This is a genomic window from Psychrobacter sp. GW64-MNA-CIBAN-0177 (assembly GCF_040309585.1).
GTDB classification, from domain to species: domain Bacteria; phylum Pseudomonadota; class Gammaproteobacteria; order Pseudomonadales; family Moraxellaceae; genus Psychrobacter; species Psychrobacter okhotskensis.
In genome coordinates this window covers 114,416-140,052 of record NZ_JBEOOY010000002.1, presented here as the reverse complement: position 1 = coordinate 140,052, position 25,637 = coordinate 114,416, and the positions used below count along the sequence as shown (strand labels likewise).

At 43.8% G+C, this 25,637-nt stretch carries 22 protein-coding genes; 12 read left to right on the top strand and 10 right to left on the bottom strand.

The annotated features are described in order from the left end of the window. Positions 1-7: 7 nt before the first annotated feature. Positions 8-1,141, bottom strand: coding sequence for an MFS transporter (locus AAEY79_RS02155; protein WP_352287172.1), 1,134 nt, complete (start codon positions 1,139-1,141; stop codon positions 8-10). Between the two features lie 774 nt (positions 1,142-1,915). On the opposite strand from AAEY79_RS02155, the gene AAEY79_RS02150 reads away from it, so the two are divergent. The 4 genes from AAEY79_RS02150 (at position 1,916) to AAEY79_RS02135 (ending at position 5,513) form a co-directional block, all read left to right on the top strand. Further along, the gene (locus tag AAEY79_RS02150; protein ID WP_350587840.1) at positions 1,916-2,839 is read left to right on the top strand and encodes a hypothetical protein; all 924 of its coding nucleotides are present in this window, start codon (positions 1,916-1,918) and stop codon (positions 2,837-2,839) included. Positions 2,840-2,958: 119 nt separating this feature from the next. Next, on the top strand, positions 2,959-3,705 hold the full coding sequence (locus AAEY79_RS02145) for a hypothetical protein (protein ID WP_025650660.1): 747 nt from the start codon (positions 2,959-2,961) through the stop codon (positions 3,703-3,705). Positions 3,706-3,960: 255 nt separating this feature from the next. Continuing rightward, entirely contained in the window at positions 3,961-4,698 is a 738-nt protein-coding gene (locus AAEY79_RS02140; protein ID WP_352287065.1) for a hypothetical protein, read from the top strand. 71 nt (positions 4,699-4,769) lie between these two features. Continuing rightward, the gene (locus AAEY79_RS02135; RefSeq protein WP_352287062.1) at positions 4,770-5,513 is read left to right on the top strand and encodes a hypothetical protein; all 744 of its coding nucleotides are present in this window, start codon (positions 4,770-4,772) and stop codon (positions 5,511-5,513) included. Positions 5,514-5,684: 171 nt separating this feature from the next. Here the strand turns inward: AAEY79_RS02135 and AAEY79_RS02130 are convergent, their stop codons facing one another. The 4 genes from AAEY79_RS02130 to AAEY79_RS02115 all read right to left on the bottom strand — a co-directional run bounded on the left by AAEY79_RS02130 (position 5,685) and on the right by AAEY79_RS02115 (position 9,561). Then, a complete protein-coding gene (locus AAEY79_RS02130; protein ID WP_352287059.1) occupies positions 5,685-6,194 on the bottom strand; it encodes an Rrf2 family transcriptional regulator in 510 nt (169 codons plus the stop codon). A gap of 85 nt (positions 6,195-6,279) precedes the next feature. Next, positions 6,280-7,521 carry an NnrS family protein gene (locus tag AAEY79_RS02125; protein WP_025650664.1) on the bottom strand — a complete coding sequence of 414 codons (1,242 nt, stop codon included), beginning with the start codon at positions 7,519-7,521 and terminating at the stop codon, positions 6,280-6,282. Positions 7,522-7,713: 192 nt separating this feature from the next. Continuing rightward, positions 7,714-8,151, bottom strand: coding sequence for a DUF3429 domain-containing protein (locus AAEY79_RS02120; RefSeq protein ID WP_025650665.1), 438 nt, complete (start codon positions 8,149-8,151; stop codon positions 7,714-7,716). A 66-nt stretch (positions 8,152-8,217) separates the two neighbouring features. Next, complete coding sequence (locus AAEY79_RS02115) at positions 8,218-9,561, bottom strand: DASH family cryptochrome (RefSeq protein WP_352287056.1); 1,344 nt, start codon at positions 9,559-9,561, stop codon at positions 8,218-8,220. A gap of 167 nt (positions 9,562-9,728) precedes the next feature. Here AAEY79_RS02115 and AAEY79_RS02110 point away from each other — a divergent pair, with 167 nt between their 5' ends. Next, positions 9,729-9,959 (top strand): hypothetical protein, encoded by a 231-nt coding sequence (locus AAEY79_RS02110; protein ID WP_025650667.1) that lies wholly within the window; start codon positions 9,729-9,731, stop codon positions 9,957-9,959. 126 nt (positions 9,960-10,085) lie between these two features. Here AAEY79_RS02110 and AAEY79_RS02105 read toward each other — a convergent pair whose 3' ends face one another. Further along, complete coding sequence (locus tag AAEY79_RS02105; RefSeq protein WP_201632811.1) at positions 10,086-11,570, bottom strand: aldehyde dehydrogenase family protein; 1,485 nt, start codon at positions 11,568-11,570, stop codon at positions 10,086-10,088. A 469-nt stretch (positions 11,571-12,039) separates the two neighbouring features. Between AAEY79_RS02105 and AAEY79_RS02100 the strand changes: the two genes are divergently transcribed. The 7 genes from AAEY79_RS02100 (at position 12,040) to AAEY79_RS02070 (ending at position 20,435) form a co-directional block, all read left to right on the top strand. Continuing rightward, positions 12,040-12,642, top strand: a complete 603-nt coding sequence (locus AAEY79_RS02100) for a TetR/AcrR family transcriptional regulator (protein ID WP_350587839.1) — start codon at positions 12,040-12,042, stop codon at positions 12,640-12,642. A gap of 325 nt (positions 12,643-12,967) precedes the next feature. Beyond that, the gene (locus tag AAEY79_RS02095; RefSeq protein WP_201577780.1) at positions 12,968-14,179 is read left to right on the top strand and encodes an iron-containing alcohol dehydrogenase; all 1,212 of its coding nucleotides are present in this window, start codon (positions 12,968-12,970) and stop codon (positions 14,177-14,179) included. A gap of 314 nt (positions 14,180-14,493) precedes the next feature. Then, on the top strand, positions 14,494-15,555 hold the full coding sequence (locus AAEY79_RS02090; RefSeq protein WP_350587838.1) for an NADP-dependent oxidoreductase: 1,062 nt from the start codon (positions 14,494-14,496) through the stop codon (positions 15,553-15,555). Positions 15,556-15,776: 221 nt separating this feature from the next. Beyond that, complete coding sequence (locus tag AAEY79_RS02085) at positions 15,777-16,454, top strand: type 1 glutamine amidotransferase domain-containing protein (RefSeq protein WP_350587837.1); 678 nt, start codon at positions 15,777-15,779, stop codon at positions 16,452-16,454. 31 nt (positions 16,455-16,485) lie between these two features. Next, positions 16,486-17,121 (top strand): glutathione S-transferase family protein, encoded by a 636-nt coding sequence (locus AAEY79_RS02080; protein WP_350587836.1) that lies wholly within the window; start codon positions 16,486-16,488, stop codon positions 17,119-17,121. Positions 17,122-17,323: 202 nt separating this feature from the next. After that, complete coding sequence (locus AAEY79_RS02075) at positions 17,324-19,012, top strand: MFS transporter (RefSeq protein ID WP_101212698.1); 1,689 nt, start codon at positions 17,324-17,326, stop codon at positions 19,010-19,012. Positions 19,013-19,109: 97 nt separating this feature from the next. Beyond that, the gene (locus AAEY79_RS02070) at positions 19,110-20,435 is read left to right on the top strand and encodes an HlyD family secretion protein (RefSeq protein ID WP_352287050.1); all 1,326 of its coding nucleotides are present in this window, start codon (positions 19,110-19,112) and stop codon (positions 20,433-20,435) included. An 83-nt stretch (positions 20,436-20,518) separates the two neighbouring features. Here the strand turns inward: AAEY79_RS02070 and AAEY79_RS02065 are convergent, their stop codons facing one another. From AAEY79_RS02065 to guaB, 4 genes are all read right to left on the bottom strand, one after another. Beyond that, positions 20,519-21,445: an IS30 family transposase gene (locus tag AAEY79_RS02065; RefSeq protein ID WP_352287047.1), complete on the bottom strand. Its 927-nt coding sequence runs from the start codon at positions 21,443-21,445 to the stop codon at positions 20,519-20,521. 152 nt (positions 21,446-21,597) lie between these two features. Then, positions 21,598-22,251, bottom strand: a complete 654-nt coding sequence (gene pdxH / locus AAEY79_RS02060) for a pyridoxamine 5'-phosphate oxidase (RefSeq protein ID WP_352287169.1) — start codon at positions 22,249-22,251, stop codon at positions 21,598-21,600. A gap of 239 nt (positions 22,252-22,490) precedes the next feature. Beyond that, a complete protein-coding gene (gene glmM / locus AAEY79_RS02055) occupies positions 22,491-23,858 on the bottom strand; it encodes a phosphoglucosamine mutase (protein ID WP_352287044.1) in 1,368 nt (455 codons plus the stop codon). 196 nt (positions 23,859-24,054) lie between these two features. Continuing rightward, positions 24,055-25,527 carry an IMP dehydrogenase gene (guaB, locus tag AAEY79_RS02050; RefSeq protein ID WP_101212703.1) on the bottom strand — a complete coding sequence of 491 codons (1,473 nt, stop codon included), beginning with the start codon at positions 25,525-25,527 and terminating at the stop codon, positions 24,055-24,057. Between the last annotated feature and the right edge of the window lie 110 nt (positions 25,528-25,637).

The window sequence follows — 25,637 nt, the reverse complement described above, 5'->3', positions numbered from 1 at the left end:
ATATCGTTTAAGTGGCTCGGTATTTTGTCTTAACCATCCCAAAGCTAGCGACCAATAACGCTAAGACTTGCACGAATAATAACAACCCTACCGTAAGCGACCATTGACCGCGCGCATAGGCTATCCCGCATAGCCAAGCACCTAAAGTACCACCTGCATAATAGGCCATATAGTATAAGCCAGAAGCCAGTGAGCGCCCTTTTTTCACATTGACCGCGATATAGCTGATGGTCGCAGCCTGCGTGACAAACACGCCCGAGGACATAATCGCCAGTCCTACGACAATACCCCAAAGTGGTGCCACAAGCGTCAATAATACTCCAAGCATTGAAACAACCACGGCCACCCGAACCGTACGTGCTGAACCAAATCGACGCAGTAAATTGGTTGATAACGGCGTAATGACTACCCCAATTAAATACACTGCAAAAATATTGGCCAGTGCGCCCGTACTAAGCTCATATGGCGTGCCTGCTAGGTGCAAATTGATAAAGGTAAAACAACCAACTAGGGAGAACAGAACGCAGGCACCAAGCAAGCAAGCAGTGACCACATAACGATTGGTCAGATGCTCGCCGAGCGTCTGTATCGCTGAGCGAAAGTTTGGATTGGCCTCAAAGTGACGCGACGAGGGCAGCATTTTACCAACCCAGAGCGCACCAATCAGCGTCATCGCTGCCATCACATAGTAGCCTGCGCGCCAGCCGATGAGCTCGTGTAAATGTCCAAGTAAGAACCGTCCCATAAAGCCGCCAAAGACCGAGCCTGAGACATAAAAAGACATCAGCTCAGTGACCGCGCGTCCCTCAAACTCCTCTCCGATGTAGGCAATCGTCACCACAGTAATACCGGGTACGGATAAGCCTTGTATAAAGCGCCATATGCCCATCCAGCCGATGCTAGGGCTTTGTGCAATCAACGCGGTCGGTATCGCTAAAAACAATAAGGCCGCCACAATAAATGACTTGCGCCCCACGGCATCAGAGAGCATACCCAAAAACGGTGACATGATAGCAATCGCTAACACAGTTGCTCCAACGATCATACCCGCTTGGACTTCAGTCGCCGCAAAATCTAGCATCAGGACGGGTAGCACCGCTTGAATAGAATACACTTGTAAAAAAGCAAACATGCCAATCAAGCCAAAGGTGAGTTTTAAAACCCATGACGTAGAATCATTTGGCGAAGTGGAAGGCGGTGGGGCGGTATATTGGGTCTGATCAGTAGAATGATTCACAAGGAGGCTGACTATATTGGTTATGCCATGACAGTGATAAATACCTGTTATTGACTTGGATGAAAGATGGTTGATACAGCTATAGTCAAAATATCCTAAAAACGCGACGGTATTGCTTGCTGATATCAATTTTTTGTAGCCTCTGTCTGCACAGGCACAGCAAGCAAGGAAAATGGATATCAGTAGTGCGTGATGGTTCGATATTACTTTTCACTGACTATAGATACTAAAAGCGTTATATGATAAATCTATAGGATAAAATGGTATTTTTAAATACTAAACACCTCTTAAATGATAAATATTTATCCTAAAGACAAGCGAGTTATGTTACCACATCAGACCTCATACTCAGTTTTAGATGTGTTATTGGCGCTACATTAGCCTTGTTATTTGACTAAAAAATATTGCCATTTTTCTTTATATCATAGCGCCGCCACTTATAGAAATACCTTTGCTTAAAATTAGCCGCGCTACTTAACATTAGCCACGCTTTACCTTCAAATTGGCATTGTAGCCTAGTCCCATTCGATACCGTGCAGGCGGTTTATGGCTTTGACAATTAAAAGATTAATGTCTACTATTATTTTGCCTTATCAGGTATAGCGTCAAAAATAGAATAAAAAACCAATAGCTAAGCCAATCAAAATTATACAACCCTCACATACAAGAATGTTTATCATGATAAAAAATGCTGGGCTTGCAAAAGCTATTATTGTCACGGGCGCGTTGTTTTTTTCTATGCCGACTGTGGCTGAACTCAGCCTATCTGAGACTACAGTTCATACAGTAAATGAAGCATTACCAGCGATGCCATCAGACTGTATTGCAGATAGCGCAATCACGGCAGATGCTCTGTCAGATACTCGTAATAATGGTCCCTTCTCTGTCCGCACCAAACGCGTTTCGCGACAGTCAGCAAAGGGTTTCGGTGGTGGTACGATTCACTACCCGACCAATGCTAGCGGCTGCGGTCTGTTAGGCGCTATCGCTGTGGTTCCGGGTTATGTGTCTTACGAGGCTGCTATTAAATGGTGGGGGCCGCGTCTGGCATCTTGGGGCTTCGTCGTTATCACTATCAATACCCACTCTATCTATGACGATCCAGATAGCAGAGCGGCTCAATTGAACGCCGCGCTCGACCACATGATCGCTGATGACACCGTCGGCAGCATGATAGATCCTACGCGGTTGGGTGCTATTGGCTGGTCGATGGGCGGCGGCGGTGCGCTTAGACTGGCAACGGAGCGCAGCACAGTACGAGCCATCATGCCACTAGCACCCTACCATAACAAAAGCTATGGCGCGGTAAAAACGCCAACCTTAGTCATTACCTGCGAGCATGATCGGATTGCGTCTAACAATAAATATAGCAACGCTTTCTATAAAAATGCCACCGGCCCCAAAATGATAGTTGAAGTAAACAATGGTAGCCACTTTTGTCCAAGTTACCGCTTTAACGAGATATTGCTGAGTAAGCCTGGCATCGCGTGGATGCAGCGCCATATTAATAATGACACACGCTTCGATAAGTTTTTATGTGCCAACGAAAACTATAGCAAAAGCCCGCGCATTTCTGCTTACAATTATAAAGACTGTCCGTAAAGCGGTGTATAGGAATGGTGACATTTGCTTTAAGTCTCCCTTTATTTGCGTATATTAGGTCTAAGAACATTCGAATTTAGCTATCGAATTCAGCTATGATTTAAAGAGGATTATCTACAATGGAAGACCAGATACATGATTTGGGTGCAGGTTTTTGGAACATTCGCGGCTCGTTCGTGAGACAAGGCATGATCGATATAGGCAATCAATCAGCCTTAGTAAAGTTACACTCTGGAAAGTTTGTGCTGCTAGATAGCTATACGCTCACGGGTGACGTCCGCGCGCAAGTGATGGCGCTGACCAACAATGGGCAGGACATAGAAGCCGTACTCAACGTACATCCTTTTCATACGGTGCACTGTGCGCGAGTGGCAAAAGACTTTCCACATGCTCTATTTTACGGGAGTGCACGTCATCATAAAGAAGTGCCAGAAGTAACCTGGAGTGAGGATTACGTTGAAAGTGCAGCGGTCGCCGAGCGTTATCCTGAGCTTGAATTTTCACTACCGCAAGGCATTCATTATATTGCCCCTGACGATACGGTACATGCAAGCTCGCTCTTGGTATTCCATCCTGCCAGCCAAAGCTTATATGTCGACGATACCATCGAGACGCCACCGTCAAAACGCTTCAATGCGGTACAAGCGGGTATAAACTTACATGCCACGACGATAAAAGCACTAAGAGATGAACCAGATGCGGGCAAAAATTATTGCGATTGGGCCATCAATTTGGCACATGACTGGCGCGATGTGCGTCACTTTTGCGGCGCGCACTCAGGTTTAGTAGTGTTTGAAGAAGGTGAATTTGAAGCAGCATTATTGTCTACTATCCACAGCGCCCGTTCTGAGCTTGAGAAGGCTTAAATGAGTTAACTTGAATGGTCTAAACAATCACAAGAAATAGCACAAATAATAAGCGTAAATTATAAGCATTAAAACCCATCAGCAGTGAAAAAAGCCAAGCGAATGCGCGTTTATTAATGACAATTTCTCTTGAATTCACTGCGCTGATGGAATATCGCCACACATAACATCTTTTTTATAACAGACTTTAAGCGTCTCCTAAGTCATTATCCATGGTGAGACTGTTTATCATTGATCAATTAAGGAGAAATAATTATGACAGACAAAATTATAGATTTAGGCTCAGGATTCTGGAACATACGCGGAACTTTTCGTATAGGCGGCGTCCTAAATATCGGTACCCAATGCTCACTGATCAAGCTGGCATCGGGACGCTTTATATTTTTGGACAGCTATGCATTGGCCGGTGATATTCGTGCCAAGGTTATGGCATTGACCAATGACGGTCAAGATGTCGAAGCGGTGCTTAATTTGCACCCCTTTCACACGATTCACTGCGCACAGATGGCAAAGGATTTCCCGCAAGCCACTATGTATGGCAGTAGCCGCCATCATAAAAAAATACCTGAGGTCCAATGGTCAGATGACTTGGTGGAGAGCGAAGCGGTGGCACAGCGCTATCCTGAACTAGAGTTTTCTTTATCCCAAGGTGTGCATTATATCTCGCCTAACGAGATGATTCACGCAGGCTCATTATTGGTATTTCATCCTGCCAGTAAAAGCTTACACGTCGATGATACTTTTATGAATCCACCATCAAAGTTACTGCGCGCGGTGCTACCCGAGATAATGTTGCACCCAACGACCAAAAAAGCGCTAAAAAGCGAGCCTGATGCTGGTAAACAGTATTGCGACTGGGCAACGAGCTTGGCTCATGAGTGGCGTGATGTGCGTCACTTTTGCGCAGCGCACTCAGAGTTAACAACCTTTGCAGAAGGTGAATTTGAAAAGGCGTTAGTCAAGGCAGTAAGCAAAGCGCGTCCTAAGCTTTAGCAGGCGTAACGTCGTAGAACCGTTATGATTAGTACCGTTATGATAAATAAAAATGAAAAGGAATAATAACTATGTCAGACGAGATTCATGATTTGGGCTCAGGCTTTTGGAACATACGCGGCTCGTTTAAAATAGGCGGTGTCGTTAATATAGGCGCGCAATGCTCTTTGGTACGCTTACAGTCAGGAAAGTTTGTATTCTTGGACAGCTATACGTTGACCGATGAGGTTCGTGCTCAGGTCATGGCATTGACCAATGACGGTCAAGATGTCGAGGCGGTGCTCAATGTCCACCCCTTCCATACGGTACACTGTGCGCAAATGGCCAAGGACTTTCCAAAGGCTATATTTTACGGTAGTAGCCGTCATGCCGAACAAGTGCCAGAGGTAGCATGGGCAGATGATTTGGTTGAAAGCGAAGCAGTAGCTCAGCGCTATCCTGAGCTGGCTTTCTCTTTACCCAAGGGCATTTATTATATTGCGCCTGATGAAAAGATTCATGCTGGTTCGCTATTGGTTTATCATCCTGCCAGCCGCAGCTTGCACGTCGATGATACCTTTGTGACGCCACCTTTAAAGCTACTAGATGCCGTATTGCCTGACGTACTGCTGCAACCTGATACCGAAAAAGCGCTAAAGAATGAGACTAATGCGGGCAAACAGTATTGTGAATGGGCAACGAGCTTGGCTCATGATTGGGATGTCCGTCACTTCTGCGCGGCACATACTCATATGATTAAGTTTGAAGCAGGCGAATTCACCGCAGCATTGTTAAAGACCATTGATAAAGCGCGTCCTAAACTAGAAAGCGCTTAAGTTTTATCAGTATCTAAAGTTTTCAATGCAAAAAGGCCGCTATTATCAGCGGCTTTTTTATGAATGTATTATTACAATAGTTGTATCTTCAAAACCTTGAACAGAATGATTTCGTAAAAAAACTATCAAAGAGAAAACTGTCGAAAACAAAGATTTTGATGATAAAGCAATTTAAGACAATAATGCGGCCAACTCCGCTTCATTATTCATCACATCAGCCAATGTATAGCGCTCAAGCACCGCAATAAAGGCAGTCAGCGCTTCAAAAAACACCCCTTTTAATTGACAAACTGGACTAATCACACAGCCTACCTTAGAGATAGGTGCGGACTCATCTATTAGCGTAATGGGTAATCCTTTTGCATGCGCTTGGCGCTCGCCATTGGGCAAATGCGTCGCAAAACATTCTACTAACGCAAAATCTGGTTCGATCTGCTTAATCAATACACCCAAGTTGATGTCTTTTGGCGCGCATGCCAGCCGAATACCGCCGTTTTTGCCACGGACGCTATCGATATAGCCAAGCTGACCGAGCTGATGAATAATCTTGGTCAAATGACTTTTAGAGATATTATAGCTGTTGGCGATATCACTGATGTTGGCCAGTGAGTACTGATCTGGTTTCACTGCTAAATAAATCAATGAGCGCAGTGCGTAGTCACTATAATTGGTTAGTCGCATTGATTCGCGCTCCTGTCTAGTTTGAGATTATTAAAAGTTAATGCTTTCATATTATACGTTTTCGAAATTTTTGCTCTAATGCATATTATCCAAATAAGCCGTCTGGTCTTGGTCGTGCTAGCATCGGTAAATAACTGATGCAGAACAGTACAAAGCAAGCAATCCACGCGCTTTGTGCCACCATAATCCATAACAAATAATGATTCATATCAACCAGCGGTAATAACACTCGGCTGACAAATACCAGTATCATCAGAATGTATACGACATTCACGCTCTTTGGTGGCTGATGAATACTGCGGCCCGTGTGTCCAAGCGATACCCGCGTCATCATCGCCACCGTCATCATCCCAACCCCTGCAATGGCCAATCCGTGCAGCGCAATACTATGCGCGTAGCCCAGCCAAGGCTGCAAAGCGTAGAGCAGGAAACTCAGACACATTCCCAAAAAGGCAATATATAATGACCACAGCAGTGGCTTTTGCCAAATACCGCGATTATACCATCCCAACAAACGAATGATATTGACCACGGCTACGCCAAGTGCCGTGATCGTCAGCAAATACTTATTAGGATAAAACAAATCGGCCAAAAAGAAAGCGAAGAAAAAAGCCAAGCTGGCAATATCCTGAATTTTACTATTTCGTAGCGTTATAGTGCCAGTGCCAGCCCCACTTAATCCGCGCTCAATAAAGAAAGGGACTACTCGCCGCCCAATAGTTAGCACTAAGCCAATGATTAAGTAAAAGCCCAAGTAGATACCTACTCTGGTCGTACTCATGTCTGCGCTTATAATACCCCAGTAGCACAGACCGTTACCCAGTGTTAGTAGCGCCAGCTTGGCCAAAATTCCCATTTGTTTGTATTGTTTGACTTGTAGCACTGCGCGAAATATAACGAAAGCCATCGAGCCGACAAACAACAAATCAAATAATGCCGCTGCATATAATAACCATGCACTACTTCCTGCAATGGTGACGCCAAGCCCAAAAGCCAACCATCCTAAACGCGCCAGCAACCAACAAGCAAAGATTGCCAGTAGCGAATAACCATGCGGCATCATCACTCCTGTCCATGTCTTTACTGCCGTCAGTAAAAAACCCGCCACCACAGCGAGTGCATAACCATAAATCATCTCGTGACCGTGCCAGTACAGCGGGTTTAAAACCTGAGCATCGATGTCGGTATGTCCGGTAAACACAAACGACCACAACACCATCATGATAATCGCAAATACTGCCGCAGCACTAAAAAATAGGCGAAAGCTGAGGTTAAGAATAGGATGTGGAGAGTATGGTGCTTTACTCGGTAGCTTGATAGAGTGCATAGCAGTCTTCTTAGAATTGATTTAAATCGCTTACTTAAAAGTTCATATTAAATGAATGTTATAAATTATACAATATGCGCAATGCACTTGATAGCTTATAAAATGATGAATGCATACAACAAAGGCGACTAGAGTGATAGCCTTTTTTAATGTCTATTTGATAAAGTAATACAGATGCTAAGCAAGCAGCCTTTAAATTTGTATAGCGGCTACAAACAAAGAAAAAACCACGATTAGGGTCACGTACTTTCTAACTTTAAAATACTTATTATCAATAATATCAGCGCGACGTAAACCATAATCAATGAGCAGCAGACAAATGAAGCCAATTATAAGCAACCAGATAAAACCCGTCGTTGATAGGCTTAAAAAGCCAAGCCATAGCAGCAGCGCAATAATATTGCTGAGTATAGGTAGCTTGACAGCCCACGGATGGTTATCAGCCAACCCCAGATGATTGCCCCAATGCGCGCCTGCCATAAATGAGGCAATGACTAACCCATAGACTGAAAGAATCTGCGTGGTTGCGCCCAGTACCCGTATAGCGTCAATGCCCATAGTGATAAAGATGGCGCAGGCAACGAACGGAATGACACCGGCAAACGTTAAATAGGGACTGGGTTTTTTCATAAGGTAAATCAATCTTTTATTAAGGTTTTGTATTTGGACATTAACTAAATTTCTATGATTATAAGATTATGTCCATTTATCGATAAACTCATTTTTAGGATCATGCTGTTGGGTTTGTTTCTTCAGATTAAACTGTCTACAGCCTCTAGGATCTGCCCCGACTCCTGCTAAGTATTGCCAGTTGCCCCAATTACTGCAGACGTCATAATCAATCAACTGCTGCTCAAAATAAGTCGCACCGTAGCGCCAATCAAGTCCCAATTCGTGAATAAAGGCGCTTGCAACCAGTTGTCGACCGCGATTTGACATATAGCCCGTACGTCTTAACTGATTCATGCAGGCATTGACGATAGGATACGGCGTCGTGCCGTTTTGCCATTGTGTCAGACGCTTATTATTAAAAGTTGTCGTTGGCGTTTGATCGCTAATTCCTTGAAACAAAAATAGTTTATGCTCATGCGTAACCGCATACCAATAAAAATACTCACGCCAGAGTAACTCAAACCAAATCCAGTACGTCGAGTCATTAGCGATCACTTCCTGCTCGTACTGACGCAAACGGTTTAATAAGACTTTGACCGATAGTGAACCGTTAGCCAGCCACGGCGAGAACTTTGTTGAGTCAGTCCAAGTATCGAGCGCATTACGAGTGGTCTTATAGCGACTTGGCGCATCCGACTTGAAATAATTGTTTAGATGTACAAGTGCCTGCCCTTCTCCGCCTTTGAAGTTTGGCTCTAACTGTACAGATTTATCAAATGTTTTGGATTCAAAAATATAATGGCTACTATCTAGCGTTTTAGGCATAGGTGGTAACTTAGTGGGGGTTTGACAAATGGCAAGATCGTCTTGAGCGCTCAATAGATTATGCTCATACTCTACTTTTTTACGAAACTGAGTAAAGCTTTTGGGTAGCTCTTGAGTTGGCATTGAGGCAAAAAGCGTTGCGGTCGATTGATAGTGCCAAATGATTTGTGGATACTTATTTCGTAGCGCTTTATAAGCCAAATTCTGAGCGTAGTCGGCGGTGTTACTAACGCAGATATCACTAACATTTTGTGATTCAATAAGCTGACACAGATGGGTAAACGCATCTTCGTCTGCTTTTTTATCTTGATTTAAGTGCAACAACCTATTGCCTAAACGCTGTATCGATGACTTCAAATCTGCCAAACTTTCCATTAAGAATTGCTGGCGCGCCAATCCCCTCTCATCAAAGTGATAAGCTTGCCCCCAGTTTGGCGTTTGACTATCGGTCAACTCCGACGCATAAACCATTATTAAAGACCCACTATCAGCCAACGCTGCAGCGTGACTCAAAGTCGCATTGTCATGCACGCGCAGATCATTATGAAACAGCATTAATACTGTTTTTTCACCTGACTCATTAGCTACTAACTGATTGCTCATGCTTATCCTTTAGAATTTAAAAGCCCCTACGCTATGACTATAATATTTTAAAAAAAGCGATACAGTATAGGACGTGTTAAATACCTGCCTTTTTGCAGCTACTGTAATCGCTAGCATTGACTCTACTTGAGTGGGCTGATTAAATGGTGGACACTTAGGAGAATACTATGACTGAAGAAAATGCACCTGCTGAAAAGCGTAAAATCGTTAATAAGTTTTTGATGACGCTGACCAAAGAACAGCCGCAAATGTATTATGCAACGACATCTGAGATCTCCCGTAGCATCCATACGATGATAAAAGAACATACCAATCGCCTATCAGTAGAAGAGCAAGCGCTCGTTAGAAAGATAACTATTGAAGAGATTGAAGCTTTGCTAGGTTTTCATTCTCGATAGCCTGTTTTTAGATAAAGCGATTCACAATGACAGCTGACACTCACAAAAAAAAGACCGCTATAAAAGCGGTCTTTTTCATTATTAACAATTCTAACTCGACTAGAACATACTATTAAAACAGCTAAATTAGAATGGATATTGACGCGGTTCGTTTTGCATTGATATCCAATGCGTTCTGGTAAACTCTTCCAGTATCCACTCACCATTGAAGCGACCAATACCTGAGTTTTTTTCGCCGCCAAATGGCATGTTGCTCTCATCATTGACTGAGATATCATTAATATGGGTCATGCCCGCTCTGATACCGCGAGCAAAGCGCAGACCTTTTTGCATATCTGCTGTAAATACCGCACTAGATAAACCATACATGGAGTCATTGGCTATCGATAACGCATCCTCCTCATCTTTGGCACGAATAATACCAACCAATGGTCCGAACACCTCATTACGTGACAAATCCATCTCGCGAGTCACTTCAGTAAAGATATGCGGCGGTACGACTTGACCTTTAATCTCACCACTCAAAATCATTTTGGCACCTTCTTCCTGTGCTTTAGCGATTTTTTCTTTCAGCGATTTGACTTGTTTTTCATTAATAATTGGACCGACTGCCGTATCTTGCTTGCTTGGATCACCAACGTTTAAGGTTTTAACGTGCGCTAAGAAGCGCTCTACAAAGTCATCATAAATCTCGTCTTCAACGATAATACGGTTGATAGCGAGACAGATTTGACCTTGATGCAGGAACTTACCAAAGGCGGCGGCTTTTACCGCTTGCTCAATATCAGCATCCTTTAATACCACAAATGGGCTATTACCACCGAGCTCAAGCGCGACTTGTTTGATGTAATCACCACCATTGGCCAGCTCGCCAATATGTTTGCCAACTGAGGTTGAACCGGTAAATGAGACAAAGCTTGGAATATCATGAGTGACGATGGCGTCCCCTATCTCACTACCAGCACCGACGACGACGTTAAGCAGTCCTTTTGGCAGACCCGCTTCTTCGAATACTTTTGCTAACAATAAACCACCCGTAATAGGTGTATCACTTGCAGGCTTGAGTACGACCGCATTACCGAGTGCTAATGCAGGCGCGATAGAGCGTTGGGTAAGATGTAGTGGAAAGTTCCATGGGCTAATGACGGCCACGACACCGATTGGCTCACGGTAGACGAAGTTTTCTTTGCCAGGTGTATTCGATGCACGAATCTCACCATGGACACGGTTAGGAAAGCTTGCGGCCTCAAGTGTAATCGCCCGCGCACTACCGAACTCTACCATTGCTTTGATACGCGTACTGCCCGATTCTTTAATGAGCCAATCGACAATCTCGTCTTGACGCTGATCTAAGACATTGACGACGTTATACATTAAACTGGCACGCTCAGCTGGCGTCTTTTGCGCCCATTCTTTTTGTGCCGCATTTGCCGCCTTATAAGCTTCATCGAGCTGATCTTTGGTCGCCTGTTTAATCTCGACCAGCGTGTCGCCATTGAAGGGATTGGTGTTGGTATTGACGCTATCGTCTTTACCCTGTTGCCATGAGCCTGCGATATATTGCAGATGAAAATCATTATAAACGCCAGTTTTATTAGTATCGGTTGACATAATTATCCTTATTTATTTTATGGTTGTGAAATAAAGTGGTTGAGCTAGCAAGTATCTAGATGACTAATGATGCAATTAATTGATGCAATTAATGAACGCTGCTACTAGGGCACGTCTTCAATTCCCTCGATAGTCATCTAGATGGGCTAAAAAAATTTCGTCAGCATCTCAAAAATGAGTGCCTACTAAAACCTCAGTTATAAGCCGTTATAAAACGCAACTTGCTAGACGACTGGTCTAATGCTACCATAGGCATCATGAAAACGAGAATAATTTATCATTAAAGATTGTTGAATAAACGTAACGCCAAATAAAATACGTTGAAAGAGAGCGTTAAAAGTAATGATCTATATCTCGCCCAAACCTACCAATGAAGCACTTTATAATCGAATATGCTATTTGCACAACTTATTTTGCACAAACTATTCCATCCCAATTATCAAAAAAATCTCAGGAGGACATTATCTTTATGTCTACTATTACAACGACCACTTCATCAGATACTAAAGCCCACCTATTAGCCACAGGCTACCAGCTTATTGCCAAAAAAGGCTTCACAGCCGTTGGTATCAAACAAATACTGGATACCGCAGGGGTGCCCAAAGGCTCCTTTTATCATTACTTTGAATCAAAAGAAGCTTTCGGTGAGGCAATCATCGGTGATTATTTTTTTAATTATAAAAATCGTTTAGAAACGATCGGCGAACAAGATGTAAGTGCCCAGCAAAAACTGTATAACTACTTTCAAAACTGGTACGACACTCAGCAAAATGGCTGTGACCATGGGAAGTGCTTGGTCGTCAAGCTTAGCGCAGAGGTGGCAGATATGTCAGAGACAATGCGTGAGGCCTTAAACGCTGGCTATCAGCAAACCGTCACTTGGCTTGCCACACAAATAAAGACTGGTTGGGCTGATGGCTCTGTACCACAACTCGACAATATCGCTGCTGAGAGTATGGCAAAGCGCTGGTACTTTGCGTGGCTTGGTGCCAGCTTAATCGCTAAAACCAGCCAAACCAATACCCCACTTGCAGAAGTCTGGCAAATGACGACGTCGCAACTGGGTCGCTAACTGTCAGCACGCACCATCATCACACACTGTCACTCACGGTGCTTTTTCAACGAAGCCGCCTGTTTTTCATGAAGCTGTACGTCTCTAATTAGGTCTATGCTTCTGATAAATTAGATTATACATTTTTGATAAAAACGCACCGTGGTTATAGATAGTCATTCGTTAGATTCATACCATCTGCTTTACGATAGTTTTGTAACCATTCACGGTCAAGCTATAGACGACCGGTCTAATTCATGTACAATGCGTGCAGATGTTTAGAACACGCATCACGAATTTTAGTTTTAAAACGTAAGACATACACTCTATAACCTTTAGGAAAATTATGAACAACTTCCAATATTACAACCCAGTACGTATCGTTTTTGGTGAAGGCCAAATCAAACAACTATCAGAGCTAGTGCCTAGTGATGCAAAAGTACTTATCACTTATGGTGGTGGCTCGGCTGAACGCACAGGTACTTTAGACGAAGTCAGAAAAGCGTTATCGGCGAGCGGAAATCGTGAAATTTTTGAGTTTGGTGGTATCGAGCCCAATCCAGAATTTGTGACTTTATTGAAAGCAGCTGACATGGTCAATGAACATAACATTGACTTCTTATTAGCAGTCGGTGGCGGTTCAGTCATTGATGGCAGTAAGTTTGTCGCGCTTGTGTCTTCATTAACTGAAGAAGATGGGTCTGTCTCACGTGAGCAAGCATGGGATGCATTGACCAGCTATTGCAGAAATATCGACTCTGCCGTTGATTTAGGTGCTGTATTGACCATTCCAGCAACGGGCTCAGAGATGAACTCAGGCGGTGTCGTCAACTATAGCGAACGTCAGGCAAAACTGCCCTTTGGTAACCCATTGGCCTTCCCTAAATTCTCAATCTTAGATCCAACGAAAACCTTAACATTGCCTGAACGTCAAGTAATGAACGGTGTTGCAGATGCCTTTGTCCATGTTATGGAGCAGTATTTGACTTACCCAGTCAATGCAAAAGTGCAAGATGCTTTCGCTGAGAGCTTACTAAAAATCTTGATTGAAGAAGGCCCTGCCGTCAAAAAAGATCCAGAAAACATGGAAACGCGTAAAAACATCATGTGGACCGCGACCATGGCATTGAACGGTCTGATTGGTACTGGTGTGCCACAAGATTGGACGACGCATATGATTGGTCACGAACTAACTTCATTGCACGCCATTGATCATGCACGTACGCTCACCATCGTCTTACCCTCAGTGCTACGTGAGCTAAAAGACAGCAAAAAAGACAAACTGCTCCAGTATGCACGCAATGTCTGGAACCTTACTGATAGCACTCAAGACGATGACACCATCATTGAGACAGCGATTGTCAATACTGAGAACTTCTTCCGCGAGCTTGGTTTACCAGTCAGTTTAGAAGATGCTGAATTAGACCAGTCAGCAATTGACCCTATTATTAAGCAGCTCGAATCTCATAAAATGGTCAAACTGGGTGAGCACGGCACGAATGATCTTGACGTATCACGTCGCATCTTAGATCGTGCAGTGACCAGCAAAGCTTCGTAACCAATCAACACAGTAAACGAATGCTGCCTGAGATTGAATGGTATTTGGCTGAAACAACAACGCTCAAAATATTGATAGCCAAAATACCACTTTTTAGAATACCAGTATCTTTAATGACTGCAGTAACAGTAGCTATTCAAATATGAGTAGTTACTGCCCTTTTAATCCGCCATTAGCTTTCAACAAGCAAAGAGTCAATAACTATTAAAAAACGACTATGCAATATCTAACCGTTAAACCGTTCACTTTCTAAATATTAGTAGTCAACTGACAATCAATATCTAACACTCTATAAATAAAAAAGGAGCTTTACTATGAGCTTTGACAATAATTTTAATGAGCAACAAAACCAAGCAACAAACCGTCAAATTAAACTGGCCAGTCGTCCTCATGGCGCGCCAAAAGCTCACAACTTCGATATGGCTACCAGCGATATCCCAACGCCCAATGATAATGAGATGCTACTGCGTACGGTCTATCTGTCATTAGACCCCTATATGCGTGGGCGTATGAGCGATGCAAAAAGCTATACCGATCCATTGCAAGTTGGTGACGTCATGACTGGCGGCGTAGTGGCGCAAGTGGTCGAATCTAATGTTGATAACTTTGCAGTAGGTGACTTAGTCGTCGCCAATTCTGGCTGGCAGGATTACAGCGTCAGTGATGGCGAAGGCATTCTCAAGTTAGACAAAGACATGCCCAACCCTTCTTATGGTTTAGGCGTACTTGGTATGCCGGGCTTTACTGGCTATATGGGTTTAACTGATATCGGCAAACCAAAAAAAGGGGAAACGCTAGTCGTCGCAGCCGCAACTGGACCAGTCGGAGCCACAGTCGGTCAAGTCGGTAAGCAATATGGGACGCGCACTGTTGGTGTGGCTGGTGGTCAAGAAAAATGTGACTTCGCTGTTAATGAACTAGGCTTTGATGTCTGTATTGATCATTATGCCGATGACTTCGCTGAGCAATTACAAGCCGCCTGCCCTGATGGCATCGATATCTACTATGAAAACGTTGGCGGCAAAGTTTTTGATGCAGTAATGCCATTATTAAATGCACATGCCCGTATCCCAGTATGTGGTTTGGTCTCACAATACAATGCCACTGAACTCCCTGAGGGTCAAGATCGCTTAAGTGTATTGACAGGCCTTGTTTTAAGCCAGCGCTTAACTATTAAAGGTTTTATTATCTTTGAAGAGTATGGCGACCACTACCCTGAGTTCTTAAAAACCATGAGTAAATGGGTAGAGTCTGGCGACGTGAAAACTAAAGAATATATGGCTGAAGGCTTAGACGATGCACCAAATGCCTTTGTTCGTATGTTAAATGGCGATAACTTTGGCAAAACTGTCGTAAAAGTAGCTGACGTCGAATAACTGGCATTAACTAAATCATTAGATAACGACTTCACAACATAATTCGTTAGGATAACTACTGAAAGTGACACACTAACCATGAATACTGTTAACAGTCATTGCTAACGATAATATTAATAATGCCAATATTCATTAAGTGTCATGAGTTAATAATACTTAATGAAAAATGACTGCTAACAATCAATAATTTAAAACGATATCAACAATAAATAAGGACAATTATGAATATTTTAATGGTACTAACTTCACATGATCAACTAGGCGATACTGGTAAGAAAACTGGCTTTTGGCTAGAAGAATTTGCCGCGCCTTACTATGCGTTTTTGGATGCTGGCGCAAATGTTACGCTCGCCTCTCCTGCTGGTGGTCAACCACCACTTGATCCTGGTAGCGATACTGAAGATACGCAAACAAAAGATACCACACGTTTTAAAGCGGATACTGATGCGCAAAAGCATCTTGCCAATACTAAGAAACTCGCTGATATGAAAGCGGAAGACTTTGATTCAGTATTTTATCCTGGTGGTCACGGCCCATTATGGGATTTGGCAGTGGATAAAAACTCTATTAATTTGATTGAGACGTTTGTGAAGCAAGATAAGCCGGTTGCTTTTGTTTGTCACTCTCCTGCTGCCCTCAAAAATGTCAAAATCGATGGCGAATATTTAGTGAAAGGAAAAACAGTCACTGGCTTTACCAATTCAGAAGAAGAGGCGGTTGGCCTTACAGATGTGGTACCTTTCTTAGTAGAAGATGCACTGATAGCCAATGGCGGTAATTATGAAAAAGCAGCTGATTGGGAATCGTTTGTGGTAGAAGACGGCTTGTTAATCACAGGTCAAAACCCAGCATCGTCAGAAGAAGCCGCTAAGCGTTTGATCGCAAAGCTTAACGGTTAATCCAATTGACAAAGTAAAGAAGAGTACTATTATGATTCGACTGCATCATCTAAACCAATCACGCTCGCTACGCATTTTGTGGCTGCTAGAAGAGCTAGGCGAGCCGTACGAAATTATTAGTCATCAGCGTGATGCTAAAACGCATCTGGCACCTAATAGCTTAAAAGCCGTACATCCCCTTGGTAAGTCACCGGTCATCGAAATGGATGGTGAAATATACTCGGAGTCAGGGGCCATTACTGAGCTATTGATCGAACGCTTTGCGCCAGAGCGTTTGCGCCCCGCTACTGATAGTGTGGATTATGGGCATTATCTACAGTGGATTGATTTTGCTGAAAGCTCGCTCATGCTGCCATTGATGCTTGAGTTGTTTTCTAAAAAAGCAGGTATCAATGACAACGAGTTTTTGAACGGTTATATAGAGACAGAAAAAACCAGACTGTTCAAGTATTTAGATGCAGCGGTCGAGGGTAAGTCTTATATCGTCGGCAACCAGCTTAGCGGTGCTGACTTTATGTTGTCATTTGACTTAATTATTTTGGCCAGTCGTCAGAAATTAGACAACTATCCAAATATTAAGCAGTATGCATTACACTTGGCCAGTCTTGATAGTCATCAACGTGCTATACGCTTAGAAGCCAAATATGACGAGACCGTTACTGATTAGACAATGTTACCAAAATGCAATGTTGCTAACAGGCAAAACGGTAAGCAACCATAAAATTTATGATAAAATAGCCCAAACTCAGCTTGGGCTATTTTTCTCATTTTATCACTCTGATGATAGCGCTGCCCATTATGGGTAGCAATACCCCAGTCTTGTTTTGTCCAGTCTTGTTCTATCCAACCACGCCGATCATCTTACGCCCATGAATACTGAATACAAATTTAAGCCGCATGAACAGCCAATGATGGTTGGTTCTCCTGCCAACCCTGATCATCCTACACGCCGTAAACTATGTTATTTAATGATCGGAATTTTTATTGGGATAACCGCCAGCTTTCAAAATGGGCTATTGGTGGCAAACCTGTCCCAAATTCAGGGCGAAATGGGCTTAACACCAGTCGAAGGTGGTTGGATATCTGTCAGCTATAATATGACCAATGCTTGTATTACGGTGCTACTGTACAAAATTCGCCAGCAATTTGGCATGTCACTCTTTAGTAAAATTACCTTGTTTTTTTTATTGGCGGCCACGAGTTTGCAGTGGTTGGTCAGTAGCCATCTATTGAACGCTACCAGTATCCAAATTGATCCTTATTACTTAGAAATCATTGCTAGAGGACTCAGTGGTATGGTTGCTAGTGGCATGACCATATTAGGCTTATTCTATTGCTTGCAAGGTATGCCAACCGTCAAACGTACTAGTGGCTTGATATTAGGCTTTGGCTTGGTACAGTTTGGAATTCCCTTATCACGGATTATCTCACCCTATCTCGCTGTCGATGGTCAGCTTGAAAGCTTGTTTTTATTTCAATTTGGTTTGGCTTTGATTTGTTTTGGACTCATTAATATATTAGAGCTACCACCGGGCAATACTGAAAAAGTATTCGAAAAACTGGATTTTTTAAGCTTTGCTTTTTTTGCCAGTGGTCTTGCAGCATTGGCGGTGTTTTTAGTACAAGGCCGTATACAGTGGTGGACAACACCTTGGCTGAGCTACCCGCTCATCATTGCAAGCGTCAATATTAGCATTGCACTATGGATTGAGACTCACCGAAAAAACCCAATGCTACAGGTGCGCTGGATGCGTAGTCGCAACATTATTGCTTTTATGACAACGGGTGCGGTCATGCGTATCTTGCTATCCGAGCAAAGTGTTGGCGCTGCCGGACTACTGGCCAATCTTGGCTATGGTAATGATCAGCTGGTCACTTTTTATGCTGTGATATTAGCAGCCAGTATCTTGGCATTGGTCATTAGTATTTTTAGTACCAATCCAATAGATTTGCGTCGACCTGTTATTTTTGCAGTGGCGCTAATCGCTCTAGGTTCTTGGCTGGATACGGGTGTATCGATTAACTCGGCGCCGACGATGTTTTATTTTAGCCAATTCCTCATTGCTTTTGCCGCAGTGTATTTTATGGGTCCTCTGGTTTTTGAAGGGTTTTTACGAGCCATTGCCAGTGGCCCTGCGTATATTATTAGTTTTTCAGTGATTTTTGGTATTTCGCAGACGGTGGGCGGGCTTGCAGGAGCGGCGGCTATTCAAGCTTTTACCACTATTCGCACGCAAGTGCACTATGCCGATATGGTCAGCTCACTCAACTTAGGGGATCCTGAGTTAGTAGCACAAGTTGCAGGCGCAGGTAGGGCTTTATCAGGTCAAATAACAGATTCTACCCAAGCCAACGTTGCTGCCATGGGACAAGTTCTGCAAGGCATCCAGCGGCAAGCTACCGTCGCAGCTTACGATGACTTGTTTTTTCTTATGGCCAGTATTGCGACTTTGTCGGCTGTTATTTTATTGATAAATTATCTCTATAACCGTTATCACAAACGTAATCCCCTTGCTAACGAGCTGGCTGTCATTGCCAAAATGCGTGAAGGAAAATAGCGGCTTTAAATGCCTTAATTTTTGCTCGCCATCTTGCATAACATCATCGAAATATCGAACATAATTGTTATATTTATTCAAACTTTAGGAGCGCGTCATGAGCAAAGAAAACCCCAGTGAGCTTAACCAAAAATCTCAGACGCCAACTGACGCGCTGCTTAATACGACCCTTAATACAGCTAAAGTAAAAGTAACTGCCTCTCCAAAAAATAATAACGAATCAGTAGAGCCTGAAATTGCCGCTACCGACTCGAATAAAAAAGCGGATATCAATACAAATAAAAATACAGATAAATCGGCTGTCGATAGCCAAAATACCAGTGATAAACCACCAATGCCGCCCAAAGAGCCGATTGTGGCAGCCACTGGCTGGTCACCTATGAAAAAATCCTACCTAAATCTAGGTTTATTGATTGCCTTAATACTCATTGGCGTGGCATTGATTTTATATGCATGGAAGCTACCGCCTTTTACCCCGACTTTGCAGCAAACGAACAATGCCTTTGTGAAAGGGCAAACAACCATTATTAGTCCGCAAGTATCTGGCTATGTCACCGAAGTAGCCGTACAGGATTTTGCCCAAGTAAAAGCGGGTGATTTGCTGGTTAAAATAGATGATCGTACTTTTCGCCAGCAGCTAGAACAAGCACAGGCTAATATAGAAGTGGCCGTCACCAATCGCTCTAGTAATGCCCAAGATACCCAATCTAGCCAAGCACAGATTGAAGCACGCGAAGCGGATTTATATAGCGCCAAAGTCAGCGTCGACAGTGCTCGTGAAGATGTCAATCGCTATCAAGGTTTGGATGCCATTGGCGCGGTGTCAAAAGCAGAAGTGGCTCATACCAAAGCACAACTTGCCCAAGCACAGGCAGGGGTTCAGCAAGCCGAGGCCAATCTGCAAGCGGCGCGTGAATCCAGCAAAAAAACCAGCGGTAGTCGCTCTTCTTTAGATGCCAATATAAAAAATGCCGAAGCCGCTGCCAAGCAAGCACAAATTAATCTGGATAATACGATTATCACCGCACCTGAATCTGGACAATTGAGTCAAGTCAGCGTTAAAGAAGGACAGTACGTCAGTGCTGGTACTCAGTTGTTGTATGTCGTACCTAAAGGCATCTGGGTCATCGCCAATTTTAAGGAAACTCAAATCACTAACATGACAATCGGTGAACCAGCGACTATTCATGTTGATGCGCTGGGCGGCGCTGAATTTACTGGTCATGTCAGTAATATCTCGCCAGCGACAGGAAGTGAATTTAGTGCTGGTGCTGCCAACCCTGCCACTGGCAACTACATCAAAATTGCTCAACGTATTCCTGTCAGGATTGACTTAGATCAAGGTCAGACTGGGCTGGCTCAGTTGCGTCCCGGTATGTCCGTTTCAGCTGAAATCGATACCAGTGCTAAAACAAAAAATTGATATAAAAAAGCCACCTTATATCTGTTTGTATAGATATAAGGTGGCTTTTTATTAAAACCTAGATTAACACACCAAGTGCAACGCTAAGTAATGGAATAAAACACCTGGTTTGGCGTTTTAAACCCTAATCGTTTTCTTGGTCTGTTGTTTAACCTGTCTTCAATGTTTTGAACCTCATCATCAGATACTTGTCTAAAGTCACATCCTTTAGGCAAGTACTCTCTAATCAAGCCATTGGTATTTTCGTTTGTTCCTCGTTGCCATGAGGCATAAGCATCAGCAAAGTAGAACCCACTATAGAGTCTTTGCTTAATGGCTTTATGATCCGCAAATTCCTTGCCATTATCGGACGTAATCGTCTTAACGTGTAGTTTCACTGGAGTTAGCATTACCACCATCGCATCCGCGACCAGATGAGCACTCTTTTTAGTCACTCGCTTCATCTTAACCAAACCTGTCTTTCGCTCTACCACTGTCACGATAGCTTGTTTATGGTTTTGACCAATGATGGTATCCGCCTCCCAGTCGCCAATCCGCGTGCGCGCATCAACGATGGAGGGGCGCTCATGGATAGAGACTCTGTCATTAATACGACCACGAGTCTCAGCAGTTAAACGCTGCCGATAAGGCTTGGCTTTACGTCTGAGACACTGCCATAACCTGCCGCCCTTACGCTTGTTTGTCCATATATAGCGATAAATGCTCATATGACTGAGTCCACCATGAACACCTGCTATTTGCTGGGGACTCCAGTTCTCTTTAAGCTTGTCTGTGACCCAGTCCCATACGTCAGCGATGATGCTGAGCGCATTGTTTGATCGTCTTGCACAAGCTTTCTTATGAGCGTTATTGACTTGGTAACCGCGCAGGCTTTTATTGCGTCTGATTTCTCTTAATATGGTACTGGGACTTCTGTTTAACGCCCGCGCTATAAAATTAATACTATGTTCTGCCCCTATAAGGGCATAAATCTGGTATCGTTCCCCTAGGCTTAGATGCGTATAGTTCATGGTTGCAATCTCACTTTGGTCGGTGGATAAAGACTTTGATGCTAGCGCATCTAGGTCTTTTTTTCACCTCATATTTGGTATTGCACTTCATGTGTTAATCTAAGCATTAAAACAAGCTGAAATATATCAGTCTTACACTTATTCATTTAACTTTATGGTAGTAAACGTTTAGTTGTCCAACTGGCATTACTCTGTTTGCTATCTTGGGTATACACAATGCGGTCATGCATACGATTGGCACGGCCTTGCCAAAACTCAACTTGCTCAATGGTAATCTCATAACCACCCCAAAATGCTGGCACTGGCACTTGGCTATTGTCTGGATAGTCAGCTTGTAGCTGATCAAAGGTCTGTTCCATGACGTCACGGCTAGCTACTTCACCGCTCTGTGGTTGGCTGACCCAAGCCCCTACTTGGCTATCGTGTGGACGCTTTTGAAAATAAGCAGCGGATTTTGCAGTATCAATCTTAGCAATAGAACCACTGATACGAACTTGACGTTCAAGCTCATGCCAAAAAAACAGCACTTCTGCATTGGGATTTTCAGCGATATCTTGACCTTTAGCACTTTCATAATTGGTATAAAAAACAATACCAGTCTCAGTAATCTCACGCAGTAATACGATACGTACACTGGGCTTATTGTCCGCGCCGCATGTTGCCAAACTCATGGCATATGGCTCTTGCACTTTTTGTGCTAGTGCCTCATTCATCCACGCTTTCAATAGCTCAAATGGTGAGGTGGGTATTGACTGTTGATCAAGCGCGCCCTTCTCATAGGAGAGACGTTGATCGGTAAAGTCCATGCTCATAACTATTCCTTGATTGCGTTATATTATTAAGCCCTTTTTCACGACCTATTTATCGAGATTATTAAGGCATGTCTTCATTTCAAAAATGGTGATAAAAATGAGATAAATTGCTGTCAAACAAGAAAAATAGCTCAGATAATATCGAGATATTAACCAGCTATTTGACGATGTTTGGCAAGATTTAGCCATTTTTAGCCCATTTAGATGACTATCGAATGAATTGAAGACACGCCCTAGCCCAATACCTTCTTAATCTGCTCAGCTAAGTCATTGGCCATCACATCACACTCTATCTCATCGTCTGACTCAACCATCACTCGAATCATTGGCTCGGTACCCGATTGACGAATCAATAGACGACCACGACCTTCTAGAGTGGCACGGGCTTTATCAAAAGCGGCGACCAGCTCTTCATGCTCAAAAGGATCTTGCATGGTAGACAAGCGCACATTGACCAGTTTTTGTGGCAAAATTTCAAAGCCTTCCATGAGGTCACTCAAGGCTTTATTCTGTGCTTGCATAACGGCCAATACTTGCAAGCTTGCGATAATCGCATCACCGGTACGACTTTTGTCTAAGCACAATATATGCCCAGATGGTTCACCGCCTAGTATCCAGTCATGAGCGGCAAGCTCTTGCATGACATAACGGTCACCTACCTTAGCCCGAGTAAAGGCAATACCGGCCTCTTTTAGTGCCAACTCCAGCCCCATGTTAGTCATGAGCGTACCAACCACTCCCACTGCAGGCGTCTTTCCCTGAGTGGCAAGCACGTATAAAATGCCATCGCCATCAACTAAATTACCTGCCTCATCAACCATCACGATACGATCGCCGTCACCATCTAAGGCGATACCAACATCTGCTTCGTGCTCAAGCACTGCTTTTTGCAAACTCTCTGGATGGGTCGAGCCGCAGTCGGCATTGATATTGAGACCATCCGGCGTATTATTGATTGCAATCACGTTAGCGCCCAGCTCACGCATGACTCTTGGGGCGACGCTGTAGCCTGCACCATTGGCACAGTCGACCACGATGGTCAGATGATCTAAGTCATACTGATAAGGGAAACTGCCTTTACAAAACTCAATATAGCGACCCTTGGCATCGTTGATACGGTTATTTTTACCTAATTGTGCTGGATCAAGAATAGGCATGAGCACATCGCCACTATTAGAGTCACTCATGATAGCTTTTAACTTATCATTAATCGCTGCTTGCATCTCATCGGTGAGTTTTTTGCCGTCAGCTGAAAAAAACTTGATGCCGTTGTCATAGTATGGATTGTGCGATGCTGAGATTACGACGCCTGCATCCGCATGGAAACTACGGGTTAGATGCGCGATAGCAGGTGTTGGCAATGGGCCAAGCATATGCACGTCGACTCCAGCTGCGTTAAAGCCGGCCTGTAGTGCTCCCTCGATGACGTAGCCTGATAGACGAGTGTCTTTGCCAATCACCACGCTCGGTTTACGGCTAGGATTGTCATTTTTTTCTATGAGCACCAGTCCAGTCACATAACCTAACTTCAAAATAAAATCAGGGGTAATCGGCAACTCACCAAATTTTCCGCGAATACCATCAGTGCCAAAGTAGCTCATTATAAATGTTCCTCAAGTCTAAAAATGAAACGCCAGACGTGCGCGTAGGCAAGGCAATAACCAGTATATTCTATTTGTGTATTTTACAAAAAAAACAGCCAACAATGACGGGGCATTGTTGGCTGTTTGTATCTTGATGTCACTATCCTACTGTCTGTCAGCAATTATCAACGTCAGTAGGACTACAGAATATGAATTAATCTACTCGATAGTTCGGGGCTTCTTTGGTGATTTGCACATCGTGAACATGCGACTCTTTCATCCCCGCAGACGTCACCTTAATGAACTGTGGTTTGGTACGCATATCTTCGATAGTCGCACAGCCAGTATAGCCCATTGATGAGCGTAAACCACCAACCAACTGATTGACGATGCCTGCCACTGGTCCTTTATAAGGAACGCGACCTTCGATACCTTCTGGAACCAGCTTTTCTACCCCATCTTTGGCATCTTGGAAATAGCGATCTGATGAGCCGTTTTGACCTGACATCGCACCTAAGCTACCCATACCGCGATACGCTTTATAATAACGACCTTGGAATAGCTCAACTTCGCCTGGCGCTTCTTCGGTACCAGCCATTAGTGAGCCGACCATGATACATGAAGCACCGGCCGCGATAGCTTTTGCCATATCACCTGAGAAGCGAATACCACCATCAGCAATCAATGGAATACTGTCTTTCAGGGCGCTGGCTACATTATCAATGGCCGAGATTTGTGGCACACCAATACCCGCGATAATACGGGTGGTACAGATAGAACCAGGGCCAATACCGACTTTTACTGCATCAGCGCCCGCATCACGTAATGCTAGAGCGGCATCACCGGTTGCGATGTTGCCACCGATGACTTGTACGTGAGGGAAGTTTTTCTTGATCCAAGAGACTTTTTCAATCACGCCTTTTGAATGTCCATGGGCGGTATCGACCACGATAACATCGACGTCAGCGGCGATTAAGGCTTCAACGCGCGCTTGCGTATCTGCGCCAGTGCCGACAGCAGCTCCAACCCGTAGGCGACCTTGCTCATCTTTACACGCATTTGGATTATTCTCAGCTTTGGCAAAGTCATTGACCGTAATCAAACCGCGCAGACGAAAGTCTTCATCAATCACGATCACTTTTTCGATACGGTGCTCATGCAGCAATTTTTTGATATTTTCATTGCTTTCACCTTCTTGCACGGTGACTAGCTGCTCTTTTGGCGTCATGATATGGCTAACTGGTAACGACAAATTGGTCTCAAAACGCCAGTCACGATGGGTCACGATACCAACGACTTTATCAGTACCCTTCTCTACCACTGGTACACCTGAAATATTATTGTCTTGAGTCAATCTTAATAATTCACCAATCGTCATTTCAGGGTGAACGGTAATAGGATCAACCACGGTTCCTGCTTCGAATTTTTTGACGCGGCGTACTTGCGTGGCCTGCTTATCGATATCCATGCTTTTATGCAAGATACCCAAACCACCTAGCTGTGCCATGGTAATGGCCATTTCAGATTCCGTGACCGTGTCCATAGCAGCCGAGATTAATGGCAAATTCAGTGTGATACTTTTGGTCAGACGCGTGGACAGATCAGCAGATTTTGGCAGGATTTCAGAGTAGGCTGGTAACAATAAAACGTCATCAAAGGTAAAGGCTTCATCGACAATTCGTAACATACAGACCCCTAGTGGTGGTTATTTTGATGGGTGGGATTTTCGCATTAAGACAATCAATCAAGATCACCATTATGACTTTACGACGTTCAACCCTTATTTATGAAAGGCTT